Genomic DNA, 22110 nt, shown 5'->3' on the forward strand with positions numbered 1-22110 from the left:
CGGGACCGGCCCGCCCCACCGGGATCAGAAGGGCAGTTTCATGCCCGCGGGAAGGCCCATGCCTTCGGTCAGCTTGCTCATCTCGGCCTGTGCGCGTTCCGAGGCTTTGCTCTGCGCATCTTTGATGGCGGCGAGGATCAGGTCTTCGACCACTTCCTTTTCGTCTTTGTTGAAGATCGACGGGTCGATATCCAGCCCCTTCAACTCACCCTTGGCGCTACAGGTCGCTTTGACGAGGCCCGCACCGGATTCACCTTCGACGGTGATGTTGTGCATCTCCTCTTGCAGTTCGGCCATCTTGCCCTGCATTTCCTGCGCTTTTTTCATCATCCCGGCCATATCGCCGAGGCCGCCTAATCCCTTGAGCATCTGGGTCTCCTTGTTGCGTTGTCGTTTATATGTGGCGCGGGGGCCGGGGATCAACCGTCCTCGAACGGATCCCATTCGTCTTCGACTTCGGGCAGCGCCTCTGCCGTAGCGGCGGCGGCGATGTCTTCGGGGGTGCGGATCGCGGTGATCCGGGCCTTGGGAAACTGCGCCAGCACCGCCTGCATCATCGGGTGGTCCTCGGCCTGTTTCTTCAGCGCCAGTTCACGCGCATCGCGGACCTGCGCGATGGTCTCGGCCCCGCCCTCGTTCACCAGTGAGACGGCCCAGCGGTTGCCGGTCCAGAGTTGCAGTTTCTGTCCCAGCCGCTGCGCCAGATCGCGCGGCGCGTCGTCGGTGGGGACAAACTCGATGCGGCCGGGCTGGTAGGCGGCGAGTTGCACGCAGGTCTCGACCTCTACCAGCAGCTTCACGTCGCGGTTCACGCGGACCAACTCGACGACATGTTCGAATGTCGGAAAGCGGGCCAGCGCAGCGTTGAGGTCTTGCGCCAGTGCTGTGGTCTGCCCCTGCGGGCCGGGGTTGGACGCCATGCGCTGCTGCGCCTGTTGCACGGCCTGCGCGCCGGTGCTGCCCTGTGCCGCCCCATTGCCACCGCCGCTGCCGCCACCGCCAACGGGGCCGGGGGCGGGGGCGGGCTGCTGTTTTGCAGCTTGCGCACCAGTTCCTCGGGCGAGGGCAGATCGGCCACATGGGTGAGGCGGATCACGGCCATTTCAGCGGCCATCATCGCGTTGGGCGCGGCTGCGACCTCGTCCAGCGCCTTCAGCAGCATCTGCCAGAGCCGCGTCAGCACCCGCATCGGCAGGGTCTCGGCCATCTGCTGGCCGCGGGCGCGTTCCTCAGGCGCGATGGTGGGGTCTTCGGCGGCATCGGGCGTGATCTTCACGACCGAGACCCAATGGGTGATCTCGGCCAGATCGCGCAGCACCGCCATCGGGTCGGCCCCATCGGCATATTGCGCCGAAAGTTCGGTCAGCGCGGCACCTGCATCGCCGCGCAGCACCATGTCAAAGAGGTCCAGCACCCGGCCACGGTCGGCCAGCCCCAGCATGGCGCGCACCTGTTCGGCCCCGGTCTCGCCCGCGCCGTGGCTGATTGCCTGATCCAAGAGCGAGGTGGCATCGCGGGCCGAGCCTTCGGCGGCGCGGGTGATCAGCGCCAGCGCGTCATCGGTGATTTCGGCACTCTCGGCGGTGGCGATCTTGCGCAGGAGCGCGATCATCACCTCTGGCTCAATCCGGCGCAGGTCGAACCGTTGACAGCGCGACAGCACCGTCACCGGCACCTTGCGGATCTCGGTGGTGGCGAAGATGAATTTGACGTGTTCCGGCGGCTCTTCCAGCGTCTTGAGGAGCGCGTTGAAGGCGCCGGTCGAGAGCATGTGCACTTCGTCGATGATATAGACTTTGTACCGGGCCGAGGCGGCGCGATAATGCACCGAATCGATGATCTCGCGGATGTTGGCGACGCCGGTGTTCGAGGCCGCGTCCATCTCCATCACGTCGACATGGCGGCCTTCCATGATGGCGGTGCAATGTTCGCAAACGCCGCAGGGATCGGTCGTCGGCCCGCCGTTGCCGTCCGGCCCGATGCAGTTCATCCCCTTGGCGATGATCCGCGCCGTCGTCGTCTTGCCGGTGCCGCGGATGCCGGTCATCACAAAGGCCTGCGCGATCCGGTCGGCGGCAAAAGCATTTTTCAGCGTGCGCACCATGGCGTCTTGGCCAACGAGATCGGCAAAGGTTTCGGGCCGGTATTTGCGGGCCAGAACGCGGTAGGCGGATGTATCTGTCATGGTGCCCCAAGTCGGATTCGGTCAAGGCCGTAAACTATGCGCTCCGCGCCGTGGCGTCTACCGTGCTTGCGGAAGGCTCAGAGCATCCAAAGGATCGCCCCGACCCCGGCTGAGGCGAAGGCGAGGATCGCCGCCAGAACCTTCATGCGGCTGTTGGGCTGGGCATGGGCGTGATGGTCGCTCAGCCGCTTTTGGGTTTTCGCCGCCGAGGCTTGCGCGGCCCAATAGACGTAAAGCGCGGCTAAAATGAAGACCGAGGCCACGGCTTTCGCCACCCATGTCGGCTCGAACTCACCGAAAACGGCGCGCAGACCGATGGCCACGGCGACGGCGGCCATGCCGGTGCGCATCCAGCCCGCAAAGGTGCGTTCATTGGCAAGGATCGTGCGATCCTCGGCCCAGTCGGTGCGGTCTTCGGCCAGGTCATTCTTATCACTCATTGAACCAAACTGCGCCTTGCGCGTTCATGTGGCAATAGGCTTTGACATAACGAGGGACGGTTCATGCGGTTGGGTGGAATTGGGCGGAGCAAGAATGTCATCCGCCGCAGCGGACGGGCCGGCAAGGCCGGGGGTCTTGGATTGGTCGGCGTTCTGGCAGTCATGGCGATTGGCTATTTCACCGGGATCGATGTGACGCCGCTGTTGACCGGCCAGGGCGGCGGTCAGGTCCAGCAGTCCCGCCCGCTAAGCGACAGCGAGGATCCGCAGGTCGATTTCGCCGCCCGCGTGCTGACTACGACCGAACAGGTCTGGAGCCGGATTTTTCAAGAGCAATTGGGTGAAACCTATACGCCGCCCAAGCTTGTGGTTTTTGAGAATGTGACCCAAAGCGCCTGCGGCGGGGCTTCGGGCGCGACGGGACCGTTTTACTGCCCGGCGGACAATATGGCCTATCTCGACACCGCGTTTTTCCGCACGTTGGACCAGCGTCTTGGTGCCGGGGGCGATTTCGCGGCGGCCTATGTGATTGCCCATGAGGTCGCGCACCATGTCCAGAACGAGATCGGCGTTCTGCCGCAGGTCGCCCGGATGCGGCAGCAGTCTTCCGAGGTTGAGGCGAATGCCCTGACCGTACGGCTTGAACTGATGGCCGATTGTTTTTCGGGGATTTGGGCCTCGAATGTCGAAGGGCTGATGGATAAGGGCGACCTTCAGGAAGCGCTCAATGCGGCGCGGATGATCGGGGATGATCATTTGCAGCGGCAGGCCGGTCAGGTGCCGCAGCCGCATACTTTCACCCATGGTACGTCAGAGCAGCGCGCGCGGTGGTTTGAGCGGGGATTTGAGAGTGGTCAGATCGCGGCTTGTGATACGTTTGAGGCGGATCGGCTATAAGACGCAAAGGGCAGCGCCCTCCCTGGGGGGCGATGCTCCGGGTCTGGCTGCCGGTTCGGTCCTGCAAACGCTTACAGTGTAATCATTTGAAGCGCTGCAAAATCGCCCTCCGGGGGGAGGGAGGGCGATGCCCGTGGTGCCCACGGGCGGGCGCATCCCAGAATGTCGGTATAATTCAAAAATGTCTGCTACCCCTCTCATCGCTTCTGCGAAGCGACTGTCGGGGCGTTGCATTGCTGCGCAATGCAACGGTGGTGAGAGGCTGATAACGACCCAAGCGGGGCTCGTTACGGCTGCTTCCTTCCGGATCTGACCGGGTTGGCGAGGCGCTTGCCCGCACCAACCTCTCAAGGCCCATATAGGAGGGCATGGAGCGAAGTGCAAGCCTCACAAGCGGATCGTGATTTGGGCGAAGCCCGAGGCGGTCATCCCTCGCGGGGTGGGCGACAGATGGGCGATGTCTTGCAAGAAGGGCAGGGCCTCGGGCGAGGTATAGAGAACCGCCTGCGCCCCGCCGCATCGAAGCGCCACGGCGGCGCGTCGGCCCATGGACACGCCTGCAGCGTAGCGAGAGCGGCAATCAGCGCGTCGGACAGCGAAAGCGGGCTGCGCAGAGCTACGTCATCCTTCGCCGCGCGGTCAAACCCGCCGCCGCCCGCCGCGCGGAACTGGTTGGTCGCGAGTAGAAACTTCTGGTCCGGCCTCACCGGTGCCCCTTGCCATGACAGCGCAGTGATCCGTCTGCCGCGGGGGCGGCAGGGGTCGATGGCATAGGTGACGCCAAAAATCGTGTCGCAGTGGAACGGCGGGCGGCAGGGGTCGAGTAGCGGGCCCGGGGTGCTGCCGAGCGGGGCAAACACCTCTGCCGCTTTTTCCAAACGGCGCCGCAGGTCGGCACCGGTGAGGCGCAACGCCCAGACCGCGTTTTGATAGGGAAGCAGCCCGGCGATATGGCGGCGTTGCACCGCGCCCGGCGGGATATGCAGGAAATGCCCCGGCCCGCCGCGCCCGCCTGCCGTATGTGCCGCCGTGGCGGCGAGGATCGGGAGCTTGCTATCCGCCGTGCCTGCGACCCCTTGGCGGATCACCTCGGCCTGCGCGCGGGCGCTCAGCGCGTCGATGGGGGTGGGCATGGCGAGCGCAAAGTAGTTGTGCAGCGCGATGTCGGTATGGCCGACCACCTCCTCCAGATGCCTGCGCACGCCAATGTGGCTCACCCGGGCCGCGCTCAGCACCGTGGGATCGGCCAGCGTTTTTGTGCTGTTGTCGCGCAGGTGGCTTTGATGGCCCGAGACCGTCCAGCGCCCCTGCGCATCCCGTTCAAGGGCCAGATCCAGCACCGCCAAATCGGACCCGCCAAAGCCCGGCATCGCCGCCGGACGGCCGGACAGCGTGCCGGCCTGCGTGTCGACCCCCTCGCGCGGGCCGTGGTCCTCTCCGGGAAAACGAAGATGGGTGTGGCCGGTGATCACCGCGTCGATCCCGTCGATCTTGGCCAAAGTGCAGATGTCTTCTTCGGTGGTAATTTCACCTTCATGGGCGATACCCATATGGGCCAGCAGCACGGTCAGATCGGCGCCCTCTGCCCGCAACGTCAGTGCGGCGCTGCGCAGGCTTTCGAGCGGGCAGATGATCTCGGCCTCATTCTCCAAAACCTCGCGGTTCCAGATCGCGGTTCGGCCCGGCAGGACGGAAACCAGGCCCACCCGCAGCCGGGAAGAGGGATGCCCCGCAACGGCAGGCAGCAGACACGAGACGACGGCCCAACGGCGCAGCGGGCCGGGTTCGGTCAAATGCAGATTGGTCGAGATCAGCGGCATGTCCAGCGCCCCGGCCACGGCGCGCAGATAGGGCAGCCCATGGTCAAGGTCGTGATTGCCCAATCCCAGACCGTCATAATGCAGATGGTTCACACAGGCGACGAGCGGATGCGTATGGGTGACCGGCATCTGCGCCAGTTGGTCGCCCAAGGCATTGCCCTGCAACAAATCGCCATTGTCGAGCAGGATACAGGCGGCCCCCTGTTCCGCCGCCTCTGCCCGGGCGGTGCGGATCAAGGTGGCAATTCCGGCCAGACCGTGATGGCCCACCGAACGGTCGCCCACATAGTCATGCCCCACGATCTGCATATGCAGATCCGTCGTGGCCAGTATGCGCAGACGTGCCTCGGCCGGGATGCCACCCTCAGGGGGAACGACACCGGTCGAGGCATATGTGCTGCGCCTGTTCACCGAAAAGGTAAGTACTCGTTAAATTTTGCAACTTAAAGATGTTTTGATATGACCAGATTTCAACCGATCTGGCAAGGGGGCTTGGGATTGCCAATCTCGCATGCGCCGTGGCATGGCTGGGCAAAACGCCAAAAGCCTGTATCGGGCCTGTATCGGGAGAGCGCCATGCGTCACGCGGAGACGGTAACCTTTGGAGGCTCGGCCCTTGATCGGGCGGGGGAGATACGCGGCAATCCGGAAGCCTTGGCGCAGTTGCGCGCCGACCCGGCGGCCCGGGCGGTGGTCTTTTGGCGCGGTAAGCCGCTGATCGCGCCCGAACGCCCCGCCGCTTTGGCGCGATTGGCGATGGATCACCCCGTCTTGCAAGAGGCCGAAGGCACGGCGATCTTGCTGGGGCGTGAGGATGGGGCGCCGCGCTTTGCCGTGGATATCTCGAGCTGGGAACCCGCCGATCTGGATCAATCGCAACTGGGCGCGTTCCTTGACCCAGCGAACAGCGCCATCCGCTTTTGGGCGATGACATGGCCTTTGCCGAATTGCGGCGGGTAATGACATGGCTTGATCCGCGCGGTGCCGAACTGGCGGCCAGCGGCAAGGCGATCCTCGGCTGGCACGAGACCCACCGCCATTGCGCGCGCTGCGGCGGCGCCACCGATCTGGCGCAGGGTGGCTGGCAACGGGTCTGCCCCGATTGCGGCGGCGCCCATTTCCCGCGCACCGATCCGGTGGTCATCATGCTGATCACCCACGGCAACTCGGTCCTCATGGGCCGCTCCCCCGGTTGGCCCGAGGGGATGTATTCCCTGCTGGCGGGCTTTGTCGAGCCGGGTGAGACGGTAGAGGCCGCCGTGCGGCGCGAGGTTTTTGAGGAGGCGGGCGTGCAGGTCGGCGCGGTGAGCTACCTCTCCAGCCAGCCATGGCCCTTTCCGGCGTCCCTCATGCTGGGCTGTGCGGGACAGGCGCTGAGCCGGGAGTTGACCATCGACCCGGTTGAGATCGAAGACGCGCTTTGGGTTACCCGCGAAGAGATGATGGAGGCCTTTGCCGGAAGCCATCCGCGGCTTCTGCCCGCCCGCCGCGGTGCCATCGCGCATTTCTTGCTGGAAAACTGGCTTGCGGATAGACTGACCTGACACACCGCGCTGACGGGCCCGGACAAAGCGGCGCGGGTGGCAAATGCGAGCAGAAGAATTGGAACGGACCGAATGAAATTCTCCACCAAAGAAGACGTCGAAGCGCCGATTGAGGCGGTCTTTGACATGTTGTGCGATTTTGAGAGCTTTGAGCGGGCAGCGATGCGGCGCGGGGCCGAGGTGCAGCGCGCCGATGCCCTGCATCAGCCCGGCGTCGGGATGACATGGAAGGCGGTCTTTCCCCTGCGCGGAAAGCGGCGCGAGTTGACGCTAGAGATGGTGACCTTCGACCGGCCCAACGAGATGGTGATCGACAGCATGTCGCAGGGGTTGGCGGGGCAGATGTCCTTTGAATTGATGCCCCTGTCGCGCAACAGCACGCGTGTCTTGGTGGCGCTTGAGGTCAAGCCGCTGACCCTGTCGGCGCGGCTTTGGGTGCAATCGCTCAAACTGGCCAAGACCACGCTGACCCAGAAATACAAAGACCGCGTGGCGGAATATGCCCGCGGGATGGAAGAACGCTACGCCAGCGGCGTCAAGGTCTGAGCCTGCGCGCCCCGCCTCACATCCCGGTCGGCGCGCCCCGGCCAGGATGGGCGGGGTAGGCGCCGAGAATTTCCAGCTTGTTGGTGAAATACCCCAGTTCATCCAGCGCGCGTTTCACCGCCGGGTCTTCGGGATGGCCTTCGATATCGGCGTAGAACTGCGTCGCGGTGAAGGAGCCGCCGACCATATAGCTTTCCAGTTTGGTCATGTTGACGCCATTGGTCGCAAAGCCCCCATCGCCTTGTAAAGCGCAGCGGGAATGTTGCGCACCTCGAAGACGAAGGTGGTCAGCATCCGCTCGGCCCGGCGCGAAAGGTCGATCTTGGGCGCCATCAGCAGAAAGCGGGTGGTGTTATGGTCCATATCCTCGATGTCGCGGGCCAACACGGTGAGGCCGTTGATCTCTGCCGCGACCTCGCCTGCCAGCACGCCATCGGCGCTGCCCTCGGTCGCGGCCAGTTCGGCGGCGGCCCCGGCGGAATCGGCGGCGGGTTCAGAGGTGATGCCATGTTGCTGCAAAAAGCTGCGTGCCTGCGGCAAAAGCACCAGATGCGCGCGGACATGTTTGATGTCTTCCAATGCCACGCCGGGGCGGGCCATCAGGGCGATGCGCACCCGCACGAAGGCTTCGCCGATGATATGCAGCCCGCTTTCCGGTAGCAGGCGGTGAATGTCGGCCACCCGGCCATAGGTCGTATTCTCGACCGGCAGCATGGCCAGTTCGGCGCGGCCCTCGTTCACGGCCCGGATCACGCCTTCGAACGATTGGCAGGGCACCGGTTCCATGTCGGGGCAGGCCTGAAGGCAGGCCTCGTGACTATAGGCGCCAAGGGCCCCTTGGAAGGCGATGCGCGGCGTGGTCTGGGCGGTCATGGATCGTATCCTGCTGCAAAAGGAGCGGAGAAGGGCAATTGGTCGCGGTAACTACACCTTGCCTGCGCCAAGGGAAAGCAATAGATACGCGGGCAACGATGCCAAGAACCATGGCCCGCCCATGGTGCCAATACCAAGTGATGGACCCTGACGCATGTTCGATACAATGACCCTGACCAAAATCGCAGCCGGCGTATTCGGCGCCTGGTTGGTACTTCTGCTGGGCAAATGGGCGGGTGAAGAGATTTACCACGCCGATGCACATGGGGAAGCGTCCTATGTCATCGAAGTGGCCGACGCCGGTGGTGACGATGGCGGCGAAGAGATCGATTTTGCAGCCGTGATGGCCGAAGCCGATGCCGACAGCGGGTCGAAAGTGTTCCGCAAATGCGCCGCTTGCCACAAGGTTGACGGCACCAACGCCGTTGGTCCGCACCTTGACGGTGTCGTTGGCCGTGACATCGCGGCGGTTGATGGTTTTGGCTATTCCGGCGCGCTGACCTCGCTCGAAGGGGATTGGACCCCGGAAGAGCTGAGCGCTTTCTTGGAAAGCCCAAAGGCTACGCGCCCGGCACCACCATGGGCTTCGCCGGTCTGCGTAAGGTCGAAGATCGCGCCGACGTGATCGCTTACCTGCAAAGCGTTTCCAACTGATACCCCGCGCCATCGCATGAGAGAAAGCCGCCCCTCGGGGGCGGCTTTTGCGTTTGGGCGGGGTGGAACGTCTTATCCGTGCAGGTGTTGGGCCATGAAACGTCCACACCGAAAGGAGACGCGCCATGCAAAGCCACAAAACCACGGTCGATGGAATCGAAATGCGGTGGGAAGAGACGGGGGCGGGGGATCCCGTGATCCTGCTTCACGGCATTCCCACCTGTCCCGCGCTTTGGCGGGATGTCGCGCCCAAGATTACGGGCCGTCGGGTGCTCGCTTGGGAGATGCCGGGCTATGGGGCCTCAATCCCGCAGGGCGAGGGCCGCGATATCTCGGTCGCCAAACAGGCGGATTATCTGGTCGCTTGGATGCGCGATCAGGGCATTACCCGCGCGATCCTCGCGGCGCATGACCTCGGCGGCGGGGTCGCGCAGATTGCGGCGGTGCGTCACCCTGAGATGGTCAGCGGGCTGCTTTTGACCAATGCAATCAGCTATGATTCGTGGCCCGTTCCGCTGGTCAGCGCGGTGGCCAAGACCGGCGGCGTGGCGAAACATGCGCCCGATGGCTCATTCCACCAGTTGCTGAAGATGATGTTCTCGAAAGGGCATGAGACCGACGCTGCCGCCGAGGCGGCCTTTGACGCCCACGCGCCGCATTACGCGCAGCACGGAGAGGCCGAAGCCTTTGTCCGGCAGGCGCAGTCGCTGGACGTGGAAGACACGAAAGCCATCGCGGACAAGCTGCCCACGCTTAACATCCCCGCGCGGATCGTCTGGGGCGCTGCGGATGACTTCCAGAAGATCGAATATGGCGAGCGATTGGCGAAAGACCTGAATGCGCCTCTGCGCCGGATCGAAGGGGGCAAACACTTCACGCCGGAGGATCACCCCGGCGTGCTGGCGGATGAGATCAACGCGCTGATCCGTACGGTCGACGGGCAGTGATTGGACGCGGGGCGCAACATAGCGCGCGCCCCGTTTCGACTTTACTGAGCGGCGATCACCGGGGCGGTGGCATTCGCGGCGGCGATCCCGCCGATGTCGCAGCGCCAAGCGGGCAGGCGGATGACGGCGCGGCTTTGGCCCGCTTCCACATGCACCTCGAAATCCCCACCGTGCATTTCGATCAGCTTACGGGTCAGCGGCAGCCCAAGGCCGAGCCCGCCCTTCGTGCTGCGGTGCTCCATCATGCCGCCGACGACAAAGGGTTTGTAAAGCTCGGCCAGATCGACGTGACCGTCGAATGAGCCGTTGTCGATGATCGAAATCTCGATATTGCCCTCGGCGTCCTTGAACGTCTCCAAGGCGATCTCGCTGCCGCCATGCAGGACGGAGTTCAACACAAGTGCCGTGACCGCCAATTCGATCTGGTCGCCGTCGATGTGCATTTCTTCGAGCGGGAGACTGTCGCGCAGCGTGATGGTTTTGGCCGTCGCATCCGTGGTGGCGAAATGCAGGGCGGAGACCGATTGCAGAAGGTCGCTCAGGTTGCATTTCCGCTCGTTCAGGCGCAGCTCGCCGGTGCTGACATTGCTGTAGGAAATGATCGTCTCGATCAGGGCGCTCAGATGGTCGACAGACCGACGGGCCGAGCGGATCAGCAGCGGATTGACCCCCTGTTCGGCTTTGGCCTCCAACATGCGCAGACTGCCGAAAAGAACCGTCAGCGGGGTGCGGAGTTCGTGGCCCACCAGCGTCAGGAAAGTGGCTTCGGCGCTGTTGTCGGCCTCCTGCCCGGACGCGTCCGGCTGGGAGCGTTCAAGGGCCGCGACTACCATGCGGCCCATATCTTCCAATAGGGCGATCTGCTTCTCAGAGGGCGCTTCATGCGGTTGCAGGTCCAGCGCGCACAGGCTGCCGAAGCGGTGGCCCGACGACAGGATCAGCGGCACACCGCAGTAATAGCGCGCCTCGGGGCCGCCCTCGGCGACCATGGGGTGTCGTGCGAACCGGGGGTCTTTGCTGAGGTCTGGTACCACCAGCGGCGCGTCGGACATGATTGTATGGCTGCAAAACCCGGTATCTTTCGGCATCGGCCCCAGCGGGTAGCCGACCACGGATTTGTACCACTGGGTATCTGCCTCCACGACACTGATATGTGCGATCGGACAGTCAAGCAGGCGGCGCGTGGCCTCGCAAATGGTGTCGAACAGTGCTTCGTTCTCGGCGGTGAGGCCGGGCACATCGAAAACGGCGCGCAGACGGGCTTCTTCGTTAAAGGGAATCGGGTAGGTTCTCATGCTCAGCTCCAGTTTACGCATCGTTAACCTGAGTGAAGAATCTGTTAACTTTAGGGCGAGAAACGGGCTGGGCCGCGAAGATACAGGGGCAGCGGGCTACACTTTGTCGCGAGCGGGGCGGGGGAAACCGCCAATCCACGGGGCCTGTTTTGCGGTGGACCGCCCGTGCGGGGCAACCTTACATATTCGCAACTTGTATCTTGGCGTCGCACAGCGTTAGCCTAGATGACGCCTATCCGGACTACGCCACGCCAAGGAGTGACCTATGCCCCGTGCCCAGACCCGCGCCGCGACCCGTCCTTCGGTCATTGATGACCTGCCGCTCTGGCTCGCGACGCTGACGCTGATGGTGGCGGCCCTGCTGGCCGGTGCCGCCGCGGCGCAGGAGCAGAAGATCATCAAAAGCCACGGTTATTCCTTTTACGGCGATCTGACCTATCCGGAAGATTTCAAGCATTTCGACTATGTGAACCCCGATGCGCCCAAGGGCGGGGAGATCTCGATCCCCTTCGTCGGCACGCTGGATTCGATGAACCCCTATTCCGGCAAGGGCCGCGCGCATCTGTTCTCGATCTTCGGCTTTGAGAGCCTGCTGGGCGAGGCCCCTTCGGGCGAGCCGCTGCCGGCGGATGTCTATGGCGAGAGCTACTGCCTGCTCTGCGAGAGCCTCGAATACCCCGAGGACAAATCCTGGGTCACCTTCCACATGCGTCCCGAGGCGCGCTTCTCGGACGGCACGCCGGTAACGGCGCATGATATCGTGTTTTCGCACAACCTGCTGCTGGACGAGGGGCTGAAGTCCTACGCCGACGCGGTGCGCAAGCGCATCCCGAAGGTTGAGGCGCTGGATGATCACACGGTGAAGTTCTACTTCGCCGACGGCATCTCGCGCCGCAGCCTGATCGAGACGGTGGGCGGCGTGCCCGCATGGCCGAAACATTGGTTCGAAGAGACCGGCAATACCCTCAAAGACAGCTGGATGGACCCACCCCCGGATCGGGCGCCTATATGGTCGAAAGCGTCGATCTGACCAAGCGCATCGTGCTGAAACGTAACCCGGACTACTGGGGTAAGGACCTGCCGATCAACCGTGGCCGCATGAACTTCGACCGTATCCGGTTGGAAATCTTCAGCGACGACACCTCGGCTTTCGAGGCCTTCAAGGCCGGCGAATACACCTTCCGCGCCGAGGGGGATTCCAAGAAATGGGCCACGGGCTATGACTTCTCCAAGGTGAGCGACGGTGCCATCGTGAAGGCCGAACTGCCCGACGGCTCGCCGCCCACGCCCTCGGGCATCATCTTCAACCTTGGTCGCGAGACGCTGCAGGACCGCCGCGTGCGCGAGGCCGTGGCGCTGATGTTCAACTTTGAATGGACCAACGAGTCGCTGCAATACGGGCTGTTCAACCACCGCGCCTCCTTCACGCAGGACACGCCGCTGATGGCGCAGGGCACGCCCGAGGGGGCCGAGCTGGCGCTTCTGGAGAGCCTCGGCGATCTGGTGCCGGACGCGTTGCTGACCGAGCCCGCCGTGGTGCCGCATAGCTCCGACCCCGCGCGCCTGTTGGACCGCCGCAACGCGCGCCGCGCCTCCAAGCTGCTGGAAGAGGCGGGCTGGACCGTGCAGAACGGCATGCGCGTCAACGAGGCGGGCGAGCCCTTGCGGCTGAACTTCCTGATGAATTCCGCCGGGTCGCCGACGATCTCGGCAGTGATCGAGAACTTCGTCGGCAACCTCACGTCCATCGGCATCGACGCGCGGCTCGAGAAGGTGGACAGTTCGCAATACACCGCCCGCGAGCGCGACCGCGACTACGACATGATCTATGACGCCTATGCGGCCTTCCTCGGCACCGGCACCGGTCTGGCACAGCGCTATGGCTCGGAGGCGGCGGAGTTTTCACTCTTCAACCCGGCAGGCCTCGCTAGCCCCTTGGTGGACGCGATCATCGAGGCATCGCTCGATGCCGAAACGGCTGAAGAGGAAGACGCCGCCCTCATGGCCCTCGACCGGGCGCTGCGGCACGAGTTCTTCATGATCCCGACGTGGTACAACGACAGCTACTGGGTGGCCTATTACGACCAATACGACCACCCGAGATCCCGCCCTATGCTTTGGGATACCTCGATTTCTGGTGGTACGACGAAGAGGCCGCCCAGCAGTTGCGCGCCTCGGGCGCCTTACGGTAAGGCGACCAAATGGGTGCCTATATCCTCAGACGGCTTTTGCTGGTGATCCCGACGTTGTTCGGCATCATGCTGGTCAACTTCGCACTGGTGCAATTCGTGCCCGGTGGCCCGGTGGAGCAGGCCATCGCCCGGATTCAGGGCGGCGGTGACGTCTTCGGCGGTTTCGCCGGGGGCAACAACGATGCCGGGGTCGATACCATGGCCCGCGGGTCCGACAGCACCTATGTCGGCGCACGCGGCTTGCCGCCCGAGTTGATCGAGGAATTGGAGAAGGAATTCGGCTTCGACAAACCCCCGGTGGAGCGGTTCTTTCACATGCTGTGGAACTACATGCGGCTGGATTTTGGCGAGAGCTATTTCCGCGCCATCAGCGTGATCGACTTGATCAAGGAAAAGCTGCCGGTCTCGATCACGCTAGGTCTCTGGTCGACGCTGATCGCACACTTGGTCTCGATCCCCTTGGGCATCCGCAAGGCGGTGCGCGACGGCAGCCGGTTCGACACATGGACCTCGGGCGCGATCATCGCGGCCTATGCGATCCCCGGGTTCCTGTTCGCCATCTTGTTGTTGGTGCTCTTTGCCGGTGGCTCCTACTGGCAGATCTTCCCCCTGCGCGGCCTGACCTCGGATAATTTCGACAGCCTCAGCCCTCTGGGCAAGGTGGCCGATTACTTCTGGCACATCACCCTGCCGGTGCTGGCCTCCACGATCTCGGCCTTTGCCACGCTGACGCTGCTGACCAAGAACAGCTTTCTGGACGAAATTAAAAAGCAATATGTCATCACCGCCCGCGCCAAGGGCCTGTCCGAGAGCAAGGTCCTCTACGGCCATGTCTTCCGCAACGCGATGCTGATCGTGATCGCGAGCTTCCCGGCGGTCTTCATCTCGGTTTTCTTCGGCGGGTCGATCATCATCGAGACGATCTTCAGCCTCGACGGGTTGGGGCGCTTGGGCTTTGAGGCGGCGGTGGCGCGGGACTATCCGATTGTCTTCGGCACGCTCTTCATCTTCGGCCTCATCGGCCTTGTCGTCGGCATCCTGTCGGACCTGATGTATGTGCTCGTCGACCCGCGCATCGACTTCGAGAAGAGGGAAGGCTGATGGCGCTCTCTCCGCTGAACCAGCGCCGCTGGCGCAATTTCACCGCGAACCGGCGCGCCTATTGGTCGCTGTGGATCTTCGCCATCCTGTTCGGGATTTCGCTGCTGGCCGAGTTCGTGGCGAACGACAAACCGATCCTCGTCAGCTACCGCGGCGAATATTACACGCCGATCTTCAACTTCTACCCCGAGACCGCCTTCGGCGGCGATTTCCAGACCGAGGCCGCCTACCGCGATCCGGAGGTGCAATGCCTCATCGCCACCGGCGGGCTGGACCTCTGTTTCGACGATCCGGAGGGCTACATCCTCGACGCCGAGGATGGCGAGATCGAGGGCGAGGCGATCGAGAAGGGCTGGGCACTCTGGCCTGTCATCCCCTATTCCTACGACACCGCGGTGGACCGACCCGGCGCCGCACCCCTGCCGCCCAATGGGCAGAACTGGCTCGGGACCGACGGCACCAAGCGCGACGTCATGGCCCGCGTGATCCACGGCTTCCGCCTGTCGGTGGTCTTCACCCTGATCGTGACCGGGGCGGCCTCGCTCATCGGCATCCTCGCGGGCGCGGTGCAAGGCTTCTTCGGCGGCTGGCTCGACCTCATTTTCCAGCGCATCATCGAGATCTGGTCTTCGACCCCGTCGCTCTACGTGATCATCATCATGTTCGCCATTCTGGGCCGAAGTTTCTGGCTTCTGGTCGTGCTGCTGGTGCTGTTCTCATGGACTGCATTGGTGGGCGTGGTGCGGGCTGAGTTCCTGCGCGCGCGCAACCTCGAATACGTCCGCGCGGCCCGGGCGCTCGGCGTGGGCAACGGGACCATCATGCTGCGCCACATGCTGCCCAATGCCATGGTGGCGACGCTGACCATGCTGCCCTTCATCATCACTGGCACGATCTCCACGCTGGCGACGCTCGACTTCCTCGGCTTCGGCCTGCCGTCCTCGGCCCCGTCGCTGGGCGAGTTGACGCTGCAGGCCAAGCAGAACCTGCAGGCGCCGTGGCTTGCTTTCGCGGCCTTCTTCACCTTTGCCATCATGCTGTCGCTTCTGGTCTTCATCTTCGAGGGCATCCGCGACGCATTCGACCCCAGAAAGACCTTCTCGTGACTGCATTGTTGGACGTCAAAGACCTGCAAGTCTCCTTCCGGCAGGACGGGCAGCTGATCCCGGCGGTGCGCGGGGTGAGCTTTGCCGTCAACCGCGGCGAGACGGTGGCGCTGGTGGGCGAAAGCGGCTCGGGCAAGTCGGTCTCGGCGCTGTCGACCGTGTCGCTTCTGGGCGAAAGCGCTGAGGTGAGCGGGTCGGTGACCTACAACGGCCAGCAAATGATCGGGGCCGACGACAAGCTGTTGCGCGACGTGCGTGGCAACGACATCTCCTTCATCTTCCAAGAGCCGATGACCTCGCTCAACCCGCTGCACACGATCGAGAAGCAATTGGCGGAATCGCTCGCGCTGCATCAGGGGCTGCAAGGAGAAGCGGCGCGGGCGCGGGTGCTGGAACTGCTCCAGCAGGTCGGCATCAACGACGCGGAAAGCCGCATGGGCGCCTATCCGCACCAGTTGTCAGGCGGGCAGCGGCAGCGCGTGATGATCGCCATGGCGCTGGCCAACAAGCCCGACATCCTGATTGCGGACGAGCCGACGACGGCGCTCGACGTGACCATTCAGGCCCAGATCCTCGACCTGTTGAAGGATCTGAAAGACGAGATGGGCATGGGGCTTTTGTTCATCACCCATGACCTCGGCATCGTGCGGCGCGTCGCCGACCGGGTCTTCGTCATGCAAAAGGGGCTGGTGGTCGAGGAAGGCCCGACGGCGAAGATTTTCGACAACCCGCAGCACCCCTACACCCGCAAACTGCTCGGCGCCGAGCCCACCGGTGCGCCCGCGCCCGTGGCCGAGGATGCGCCCGAAGTGCTGCGCACCGACAACCTCAAGGTCTGGTTCCCGATCCAGAAGGGCCTGCTGCGCCGGACCGTGGGCCATGTGAAGGCCGTCAACGACACCAGCTTGTCGATCCGTGCGGGCGAGACCTTGGGCATCGTGGGCGAAAGCGGCTCGGGCAAGACCACGGCGGCGCTGGCGATCATGCGGCTCATCGGCTCGGAAGGCGAGGTGACCTTCCGCGGCGAGGACCTGCGCAAATGGTCGACCAAGAAGCTGCGCCGGCTGCGCGCCGACATGCAGATCGTTTTCCAAGACCCCTTCGGCTCGCTCAGCCCGCGGATGACCTGTTTCCAAATCATCAGTGAGGGGCTCGCGATCCACAACATCGACAAGGGGCGCGACAAGCGCGAGTTGGTCGCCGAGGTCATGACCGAAGTCGGCCTCGACCCCGCGACGATGGACCGCTACCCGCATGAGTTTTCCGGCGGTCAACGCCAGCGCATCGCCATCGCCCGCGCCATGGTGCTGCGCCCGAAACTGCTGGTTCTGGACGAGCCGACCTCGGCATTGGACATGACCGTGCAGGTGCAGATTGTTGATCTTTTGCGGGATTTGCAGGCGAAATACGGGCTGGCCTATCTCTTCATCAGCCACGACCTGAAAGTGGTGCGGGCGATGTCGCACAAGGTGATGGTGATGAAACGCGGTGACGTGGTGGAATATGGGGATGTCGACGCGCTTTATGACAATCCGCAGACGGAATACACACGGAACCTGTTGCAGGCGGCAGGGTAAGCGGGCGTTGCATTTGCGGAGAGGGTAGGGGGGCGCTGCCCCCATCGCGCCGGGGGCGCGATTCCCCCGCGGTATTTTTTAAAGGATGAAGTTGATTTGGTGGCGCTTTGGCCGCCCGGTGGTGGTTTAGCCTTCGCTGGGGCCGATCATGAAGCAGCTGACATTGCGCGCGGCCAGACGGCGGCAGGCGAGGTCGGCGCTTTCGCGGGACATGCCGAGGAAGTTCGCGTCAAAGCCTTGTGGGCGGCGCACGACTTTGCGCAGCGTGCCGTCAAGGGTCGACATTTCGGCCAGTGCGGTTTTCAGCAGGACCTTCTCGGCGGCGTAGCGGCTGGGGAAACGGCCCACGTTCACGCCCCAGTGGCGCCCGCCGGAGGTGGAGACGCGGGTCACGATCTCTTGCTCTACCGCCTGTTGTACCGCCAGCGTCACGTCCTTGGGGCGCGGTTCGGGGCGGGGGGAGGCTTTGGCGGTGGCGATGACGAGCTCGGCCTCCTTGGCCTCTGGGGTGGGCGCGGCGGCGGGCGGGGTTGGTGCCGTCTCAACCGCTTCGCGCAGCGCTGCGGTGATATCGCTGTTGGAGACCACGCTCGTTGCTTCGGGCGCGGCGGCGGTGGCCACGACCACGACATCGCTGCGGGGGCGCAGTTGCGGGCGTTTGGAGGTGGTGACGGCGCCGACGAGGCGGATCGTTTTGCCTGCGGCGCCGGGGGCGGTTTCCACATCGGCATAGACGGGCGGGACCGGTTTGCTCAGCGGCGCGGAGGAGGGCGCGCGGCGGAAGCCGAGGTCCATAAGCTCGGCCACTTTGGCGTTGCGCGAGGCGGTGGATTTGCCGCCGAAGACGGTCACGATGATGCGCTCATTGCCCCGTTCGGCCGAGGCGGTGAGGTTGAAGCCAGCGGCGCGGGTGTAGCCGGTCTTGATGCCGTCCGCCCCTTTGTAGGACCCCAGAAACCGGCGATTCGTATGGGAGACCTTGCGCACGCCCGCATCGGCGGTGATGCGCGAGAAGAGGTTGTAGTATTGCGGGTAATCATAGAGCAGGTGTCGGCCCATGCGGGTCATGTCGCGGGCGGTGGAGAGGTGGCCGCTTTCGGTCAGCCCGTGCATGTTTTTGAACGTGGTGCGCGTCATGCCAAGCTGTTTGGCGGTGCGGTTCATCCGGCGGGCGAAGGCGGCCTCAGAACCGCCGATGGCCTCGCCGATCGCGGTGGCGGCGTCATTGGCGGATTTTACGGCGGCGGCGCGGATCAGATAGCGTAGGGCGATCTTTTGGCCCGGGCGCATGCCCAATTTGCTGGGCGGCTCGGAGGCCGCGTTTTTCGAGATCGTCACTTGGGTATCGAGAGAGATTTCCCCCCGTTCCACCGCTTGGAAGGCGATATAGAGGGTCATCATCTTGGTCAGGGAAGCCGGGTGCAGGCGGGTGTCGGCATTCTCGGCGTGGATTTCTTTGCCGGTGCGGGCGTCGATGACATAGGCGGCGTAGGGGGCAGCGATCGCGCTGAGGGGCAGGAGAACCAGAACCCAGAGTGCTGCGAATAGAAATAGCCCGTAACGGGCCGGCTGAATGCGCCGAGCCTTCATATTTGCCTGCCTTTTACTGCCTCAGGTCGCCGATTTCTGGCTGACCATTTATTAATTGGTTCGAGGCTAGCATAGGACGCCGCATCGCGGAAGCCGTCGAATCCAGTGAACAGGGGAAAAAGGGGCGGATCTCTCCTCCAATATGTAGAGGCTTGCACACATCTACCCACTATAAGCGCGAATAAGGCAAGAATTGGGCGGAAATTGGCCCGCAGTGCGGCATTTTTGGCGATGTGTCAGAACGACTCAGGCGCGGGGGCGAGTCACCCCGACACGATCTTTTCGATCGTTTCTGGGAGGCCTGAGAGGTCGCTGATCTCGGCAAAACGGGGGGAATTGGTTGGTGCTTCGGCATGTTCCATCGCCCATATGAGGTCATGCGGCACATAGACGCCCCAGCCGCCTGCCGCGATCATCGGGCGCACGTCGGAGGCCATCGAGTTGCCAACCATCAGCCCCCGTTCGGCACCTTGGCCATGCTGCTCAAAAATGTGGCGATAAGCGGCTTCGGTCTTGTGAGAGACGATTTCGACCGCGTCGAACCTGTCGCGCAGGCCCGATTGCGCCAGTTTGCGCTCTTGGTCCAGCAGGTCGCCTTTGGTCACCACGATGAGCCGGTAGGCGCCGCGCAGGTTTTCCAGCACGTCTTCGACATGGGGCAGCAGTTCGATGGGGTGGTCCAGCATGTCACGCCCGGCGGCGAGCAGATCGTTGATCACCTCGGCGGGGACTTTGCCCTCGGTCACCTCGATCGCGGTCTCGATCATCGACAGGGTGAAGCCTTTGATCCCATAGCCGTAATGCGGCAGATTGCGCCGTTCGGCCTCCAGCAGCCGGGCCATCAGGTGGTCGCGTTCACTATGTTCGGCGAGAAGGGCTGCAAAACGGTCGTGAGAGAGTGCAAAGTAGCGTTCATTATGCCACAATGTGTCATCCGCATCGAAACCGATGGTGGTGAGTGCCCCGCCCATATGTGCTGCCTCTTTCCTAAATTGGTTCAGGGGTTATATAGACGGCTGCACGACGAACAAGCTCTACCCCCAGCCGCAGGAGCAGCAATGCACCGTGACGACGTGAAAGCAGATTGGACGATCCAGCCCGCAGGCCGGTCCGCGCCGGGCGCGTGGATGATGGCCGACGGCCCCAAGGATGACGACGACAGCGAGTTGCTGACCAAGACCCGCCCCAAGACCAAACGCCCGCCGCTCTACAAGGTGATGTTGCTGAACGACGATTTCACCCCGATGGAATTCGTGGTGCATGTCTTGGAACGTTTCTTCGGCCTGAACCACGCGCAGGCGTTCGAGATCATGTTGACGGTTCACAAGAAGGGGCTCGCCGTGGTTGGCGTCTTTAGCCACGAGATCGCGGAGACGAAAGTGGCGCAGGTGATGGATTTTGCCCGGCGTCACCAGCATCCGCTGCAATGCACCATGGAAAAAGAAGAATAACACGTGATTGATCCGCGCCTGGAACTGGCCCTGAACGGCGGTGGGCTAGACCTGCCCGAAACTGGGGTGATCGCTGTTTTTCAGCCCCCTGTGGATGCGGATCTGGCCGGTCTTCCGCCCGAGCGTTGCAAGATCATTCACGATTTCAAACCTGCCTATGACGCGTGGACGGCGCGGGGCTATGAGGCGGCGCATTCGATCGAGGGGCGCTATGCTGCCGCCATCGTCTGCCTGCCGCGTGCCAAACATGAGGCCCGCGCTTTGGTGGCCCAAGCCTGCGCCGTGAGCGACGGGCCGGTGGTGGTTGACGGGCAAAAGACCGATGGCGCAGATTCCATCCTGCGCGAGATGCGGGCGCGGGTGACGGTGCAGGGGCCGATCTCCAAGGCGCATGGCAAGCTTTACTGGATCGACGCGGGCGCGAGCGATTTTTTCACCGATTGGGAGGCTGGTCCGGCCCAGACGGAAGGCGGCTTTTGGACCGCGCCGGGGGTGTTCTCTGCCGATGGGGTCGATCTGGCCTCGGCGCTTTTGGTGGATGTGCTGCCCGATAACCTCGGGGCCGAAGTGGCCGATCTGGGGGCGGGCTGGGGGTTCCTTTCAGCGCATGTTCTGACGCGGCCCAAGGTGAAGACGGTGCATTTGGTCGAGGCCGGGCATATGGCGCTGGAATGCGCGCGCCATAACGTGACCGATGACCGCGCCGTGTTCCATTGGGAGGATGCCACCGAATGGCAGCCGCCGCACCGGATGGATACCGTGGTGATGAACCCGCCTTTCCACACAGGCCGCGCTGCTGAGCCGCAGATCGGTCAGGCCTTTGTCGCCGCGGCCGCGCGGATCCTCTCGGGGCAGGGCGATCTGTGGATGGTGGCCAACCGGCATCTGCCCTATGAGGCGGAACTGAAGAAACGCTTTGCTCAGGTGGCCGAGCTTGGAGGCGATGCGCGGTTCAAACTGTTCCACGCTACACGCCCGCTGACCCGGCGCCGCTGAGCCTTAAGGGGGTATCCCGATGTCATTCTCGATCTCAGGTAAAACAGCCATCATCACCGGCGCGGCGGACGGGATCGGCCTTGCCATCGCGCGGCATCTGGCCGACCGGGGCGCAAATGTGATGTGCGCCGACTCCAACGAGAAAAAGCTGATGGAAGAGTTGGGCGACACGCCGGACGACGGCAATATCCGCGTCTTTGCCGGTGATCTGCGCCAGCGGCTGACCATCGCCAACCTCGTCTCGGCCACGATCGACGCTTACGATCAGGTCGATATCCTCGTGAATGCCTCGCGGCAGGTGATGCCGACCGATCCGTTGGATGTGGAGGATGGCTCGGTCGAGACGTTGTTGCAGCAAAACCTGATGACGGCGCTGCAACTGTCACAGCAGGTGGCGCGGCGGATGATCAAACAGGCCGAGGGCCAGACCGAGGGGCAGGTGGGGTCGATCATCAACCTCAGCTCTATCGCGGCACAGCGCCACCAGCCGGATATGATGGGCTATGCCATCGCCTCGGCGGCGGTGCAGCAGATGACCCGCTCTCTGGCGCTGGTGCTGGCGCCGCATCGGATACGGGTGAATGCGATCTCTTTCGGTTCGGTGATGAGCGCGTCCCTCCGCGCTGCCGTGGCCGAAAACCGCGACTGGCGGGACGACATCCGCGCGCATACGCCGCTTGGCCGGATCGCCGGGCCGAATGAGCTTTGCGAGGCGGTGCAATTCCTCGCCGCTGAAAGTTCGGGCTTCATGACGGGCGAGATCATGACCATCGACGGCGGGCGCACGCTGCTTGATGTGGTCTCGGCCCCCGCGCATTGAGGGCGGGCGGCAGTTTTCTGCGGCAAAAGTGAAATCATCCAGATTTCGCCCTTGACCCCAATGCCAAGCTGCCTTA

At 63.6% G+C, this 22110-nt stretch carries 16 protein-coding genes, 1 other RNA gene and 5 pseudogenes; 12 read left to right on the top strand and 10 right to left on the bottom strand.

Annotation, left to right across the window (positions count from 1 at the left end; genetic code table 11):
• Nucleotides 1-24: 24 nt before the first annotated feature.
• From CUR85_RS09445 to CUR85_RS09460, 4 genes and pseudogenes are all read right to left on the bottom strand, one after another.
• Entirely contained in the window at nucleotides 25-369 is a 345-nt protein-coding gene (locus CUR85_RS09445; RefSeq protein ID WP_007118099.1) for a YbaB/EbfC family nucleoid-associated protein, read from the bottom strand.
• A 50-nt stretch (nucleotides 370-419) separates the two neighbouring features.
• A pseudogene (locus CUR85_RS09450) lies at nucleotides 420-890 on the bottom strand (DNA polymerase III subunit gamma/tau); the annotation flags it as partial.
• The gene (locus tag CUR85_RS09455) at nucleotides 809-2185 is read right to left on the bottom strand and encodes a DNA polymerase III subunit gamma/tau (RefSeq protein ID WP_280322612.1); all 1377 of its coding nucleotides are present in this window, start codon (nucleotides 2183-2185) and stop codon (nucleotides 809-811) included. The pseudogene CUR85_RS09450 and the gene CUR85_RS09455, both read right to left, overlap by 82 nt.
• Nucleotides 2186-2262: 77 nt before the next feature.
• Nucleotides 2263-2625: a YidH family protein gene (locus CUR85_RS09460; protein ID WP_067268578.1), complete on the bottom strand. Its 363-nt coding sequence runs from the start codon at nucleotides 2623-2625 to the stop codon at nucleotides 2263-2265.
• Nucleotides 2626-2688: 63 nt separating this feature from the next.
• On the opposite strand from CUR85_RS09460, the gene ypfJ reads away from it, so the two are divergent.
• On the top strand, nucleotides 2689-3522 hold the full coding sequence (gene ypfJ / locus CUR85_RS09465) for a KPN_02809 family neutral zinc metallopeptidase (protein WP_067268586.1): 834 nt from the start codon (nucleotides 2689-2691) through the stop codon (nucleotides 3520-3522).
• A gap of 252 nt (nucleotides 3523-3774) precedes the next feature.
• Here the strand turns inward: ypfJ and ffs are convergent.
• Both ffs and CUR85_RS09475 read right to left on the bottom strand, forming a co-directional pair.
• Nucleotides 3775-3872: signal recognition particle sRNA small type (gene ffs, locus CUR85_RS09470), an RNA gene on the bottom strand.
• Between the two features lie 75 nt (nucleotides 3873-3947).
• On the bottom strand, nucleotides 3948-5753 hold the full coding sequence (locus CUR85_RS09475; protein WP_280322613.1) for a 5'-nucleotidase C-terminal domain-containing protein: 1806 nt from the start codon (nucleotides 5751-5753) through the stop codon (nucleotides 3948-3950).
• A 165-nt stretch (nucleotides 5754-5918) separates the two neighbouring features.
• Here CUR85_RS09475 and nudC point away from each other — a divergent pair.
• Together nudC and CUR85_RS09485 are read left to right on the top strand one after the other, a co-directional pair.
• Nucleotides 5919-6886 (top strand): annotated as a pseudogene (nudC, locus tag CUR85_RS09480) (NAD(+) diphosphatase).
• Between the two features lie 72 nt (nucleotides 6887-6958).
• Nucleotides 6959-7432 (top strand): SRPBCC family protein, encoded by a 474-nt coding sequence (locus CUR85_RS09485; RefSeq protein ID WP_067268594.1) that lies wholly within the window; start codon nucleotides 6959-6961, stop codon nucleotides 7430-7432.
• Nucleotides 7433-7448: 16 nt separating this feature from the next.
• Here the strand turns inward: CUR85_RS09485 and CUR85_RS09490 are convergent.
• Nucleotides 7449-8305: pseudogene (locus CUR85_RS09490) on the bottom strand (prephenate dehydratase).
• Between the two features lie 154 nt (nucleotides 8306-8459).
• Here CUR85_RS09490 and CUR85_RS09495 point away from each other — a divergent pair.
• Both CUR85_RS09495 and CUR85_RS09500 read left to right on the top strand, forming a co-directional pair.
• A pseudogene (locus tag CUR85_RS09495) lies at nucleotides 8460-8959 on the top strand (c-type cytochrome).
• A gap of 125 nt (nucleotides 8960-9084) precedes the next feature.
• The gene (locus tag CUR85_RS09500) at nucleotides 9085-9906 is read left to right on the top strand and encodes an alpha/beta fold hydrolase (protein ID WP_067268600.1); all 822 of its coding nucleotides are present in this window, start codon (nucleotides 9085-9087) and stop codon (nucleotides 9904-9906) included.
• 41 nt (nucleotides 9907-9947) lie between these two features.
• Here the strand turns inward: CUR85_RS09500 and CUR85_RS09505 are convergent, their stop codons facing one another.
• A complete protein-coding gene (locus CUR85_RS09505) occupies nucleotides 9948-11201 on the bottom strand; it encodes a GAF domain-containing sensor histidine kinase (protein WP_067268645.1) in 1254 nt (417 codons plus the stop codon).
• Nucleotides 11202-11466: 265 nt separating this feature from the next.
• On the opposite strand from CUR85_RS09505, the pseudogene CUR85_RS09510 reads away from it, so the two are divergent.
• The 4 genes and pseudogenes from CUR85_RS09510 to CUR85_RS09525 all read left to right on the top strand — a co-directional run bounded on the left by CUR85_RS09510 (nucleotide 11467) and on the right by CUR85_RS09525 (nucleotide 17177).
• A pseudogene (locus CUR85_RS09510) lies at nucleotides 11467-13393 on the top strand (extracellular solute-binding protein).
• A gap of 9 nt (nucleotides 13394-13402) precedes the next feature.
• Nucleotides 13403-14494, top strand: coding sequence for a microcin C ABC transporter permease YejB (locus tag CUR85_RS09515; protein ID WP_067268603.1), 1092 nt, complete (start codon nucleotides 13403-13405; stop codon nucleotides 14492-14494).
• Nucleotides 14494-15600 (top strand): ABC transporter permease, encoded by a 1107-nt coding sequence (locus CUR85_RS09520; RefSeq protein WP_067268605.1) that lies wholly within the window; start codon nucleotides 14494-14496, stop codon nucleotides 15598-15600. Before CUR85_RS09515 ends, CUR85_RS09520 begins: the two co-directional genes overlap by 1 nt.
• Nucleotides 15597-17177, top strand: a complete 1581-nt coding sequence (locus CUR85_RS09525) for an ABC transporter ATP-binding protein (protein ID WP_067268607.1) — start codon at nucleotides 15597-15599, stop codon at nucleotides 17175-17177. The genes CUR85_RS09520 and CUR85_RS09525 overlap by 4 nt, the downstream gene beginning before the upstream one ends.
• A gap of 126 nt (nucleotides 17178-17303) precedes the next feature.
• On the opposite strand, the gene CUR85_RS09530 is transcribed toward CUR85_RS09525, so the two are convergent.
• Together CUR85_RS09530 and CUR85_RS09535 are read right to left on the bottom strand one after the other, a co-directional pair.
• Complete coding sequence (locus CUR85_RS09530) at nucleotides 17304-18767, bottom strand: D-alanyl-D-alanine carboxypeptidase family protein (protein ID WP_067268610.1); 1464 nt, start codon at nucleotides 18765-18767, stop codon at nucleotides 17304-17306.
• A 263-nt stretch (nucleotides 18768-19030) separates the two neighbouring features.
• Entirely contained in the window at nucleotides 19031-19738 is a 708-nt protein-coding gene (locus tag CUR85_RS09535; RefSeq protein ID WP_067268611.1) for an HAD family hydrolase, read from the bottom strand.
• A gap of 156 nt (nucleotides 19739-19894) precedes the next feature.
• Between CUR85_RS09535 and clpS the strand changes: the two genes are divergently transcribed.
• The 3 genes from clpS to CUR85_RS09550 are packed head-to-tail and all read left to right on the top strand — an operon-like array spanning nucleotide 19895 to nucleotide 22034.
• Nucleotides 19895-20218, top strand: coding sequence for an ATP-dependent Clp protease adapter ClpS (clpS, locus tag CUR85_RS09540; RefSeq protein ID WP_067268646.1), 324 nt, complete (start codon nucleotides 19895-19897; stop codon nucleotides 20216-20218).
• Nucleotides 20219-20221: 3 nt separating this feature from the next.
• Entirely contained in the window at nucleotides 20222-21214 is a 993-nt protein-coding gene (locus tag CUR85_RS09545) for a class I SAM-dependent methyltransferase (RefSeq protein ID WP_067268613.1), read from the top strand.
• A 19-nt stretch (nucleotides 21215-21233) separates the two neighbouring features.
• A complete protein-coding gene (locus CUR85_RS09550; RefSeq protein ID WP_067268615.1) occupies nucleotides 21234-22034 on the top strand; it encodes an SDR family NAD(P)-dependent oxidoreductase in 801 nt (266 codons plus the stop codon).
• Nucleotides 22035-22110 lie beyond the last annotated feature (76 nt).

Source organism: Sulfitobacter faviae (assembly GCF_029870955.1).
Lineage (GTDB): Bacteria > Pseudomonadota > Alphaproteobacteria > Rhodobacterales > Rhodobacteraceae > Sulfitobacter > Sulfitobacter faviae.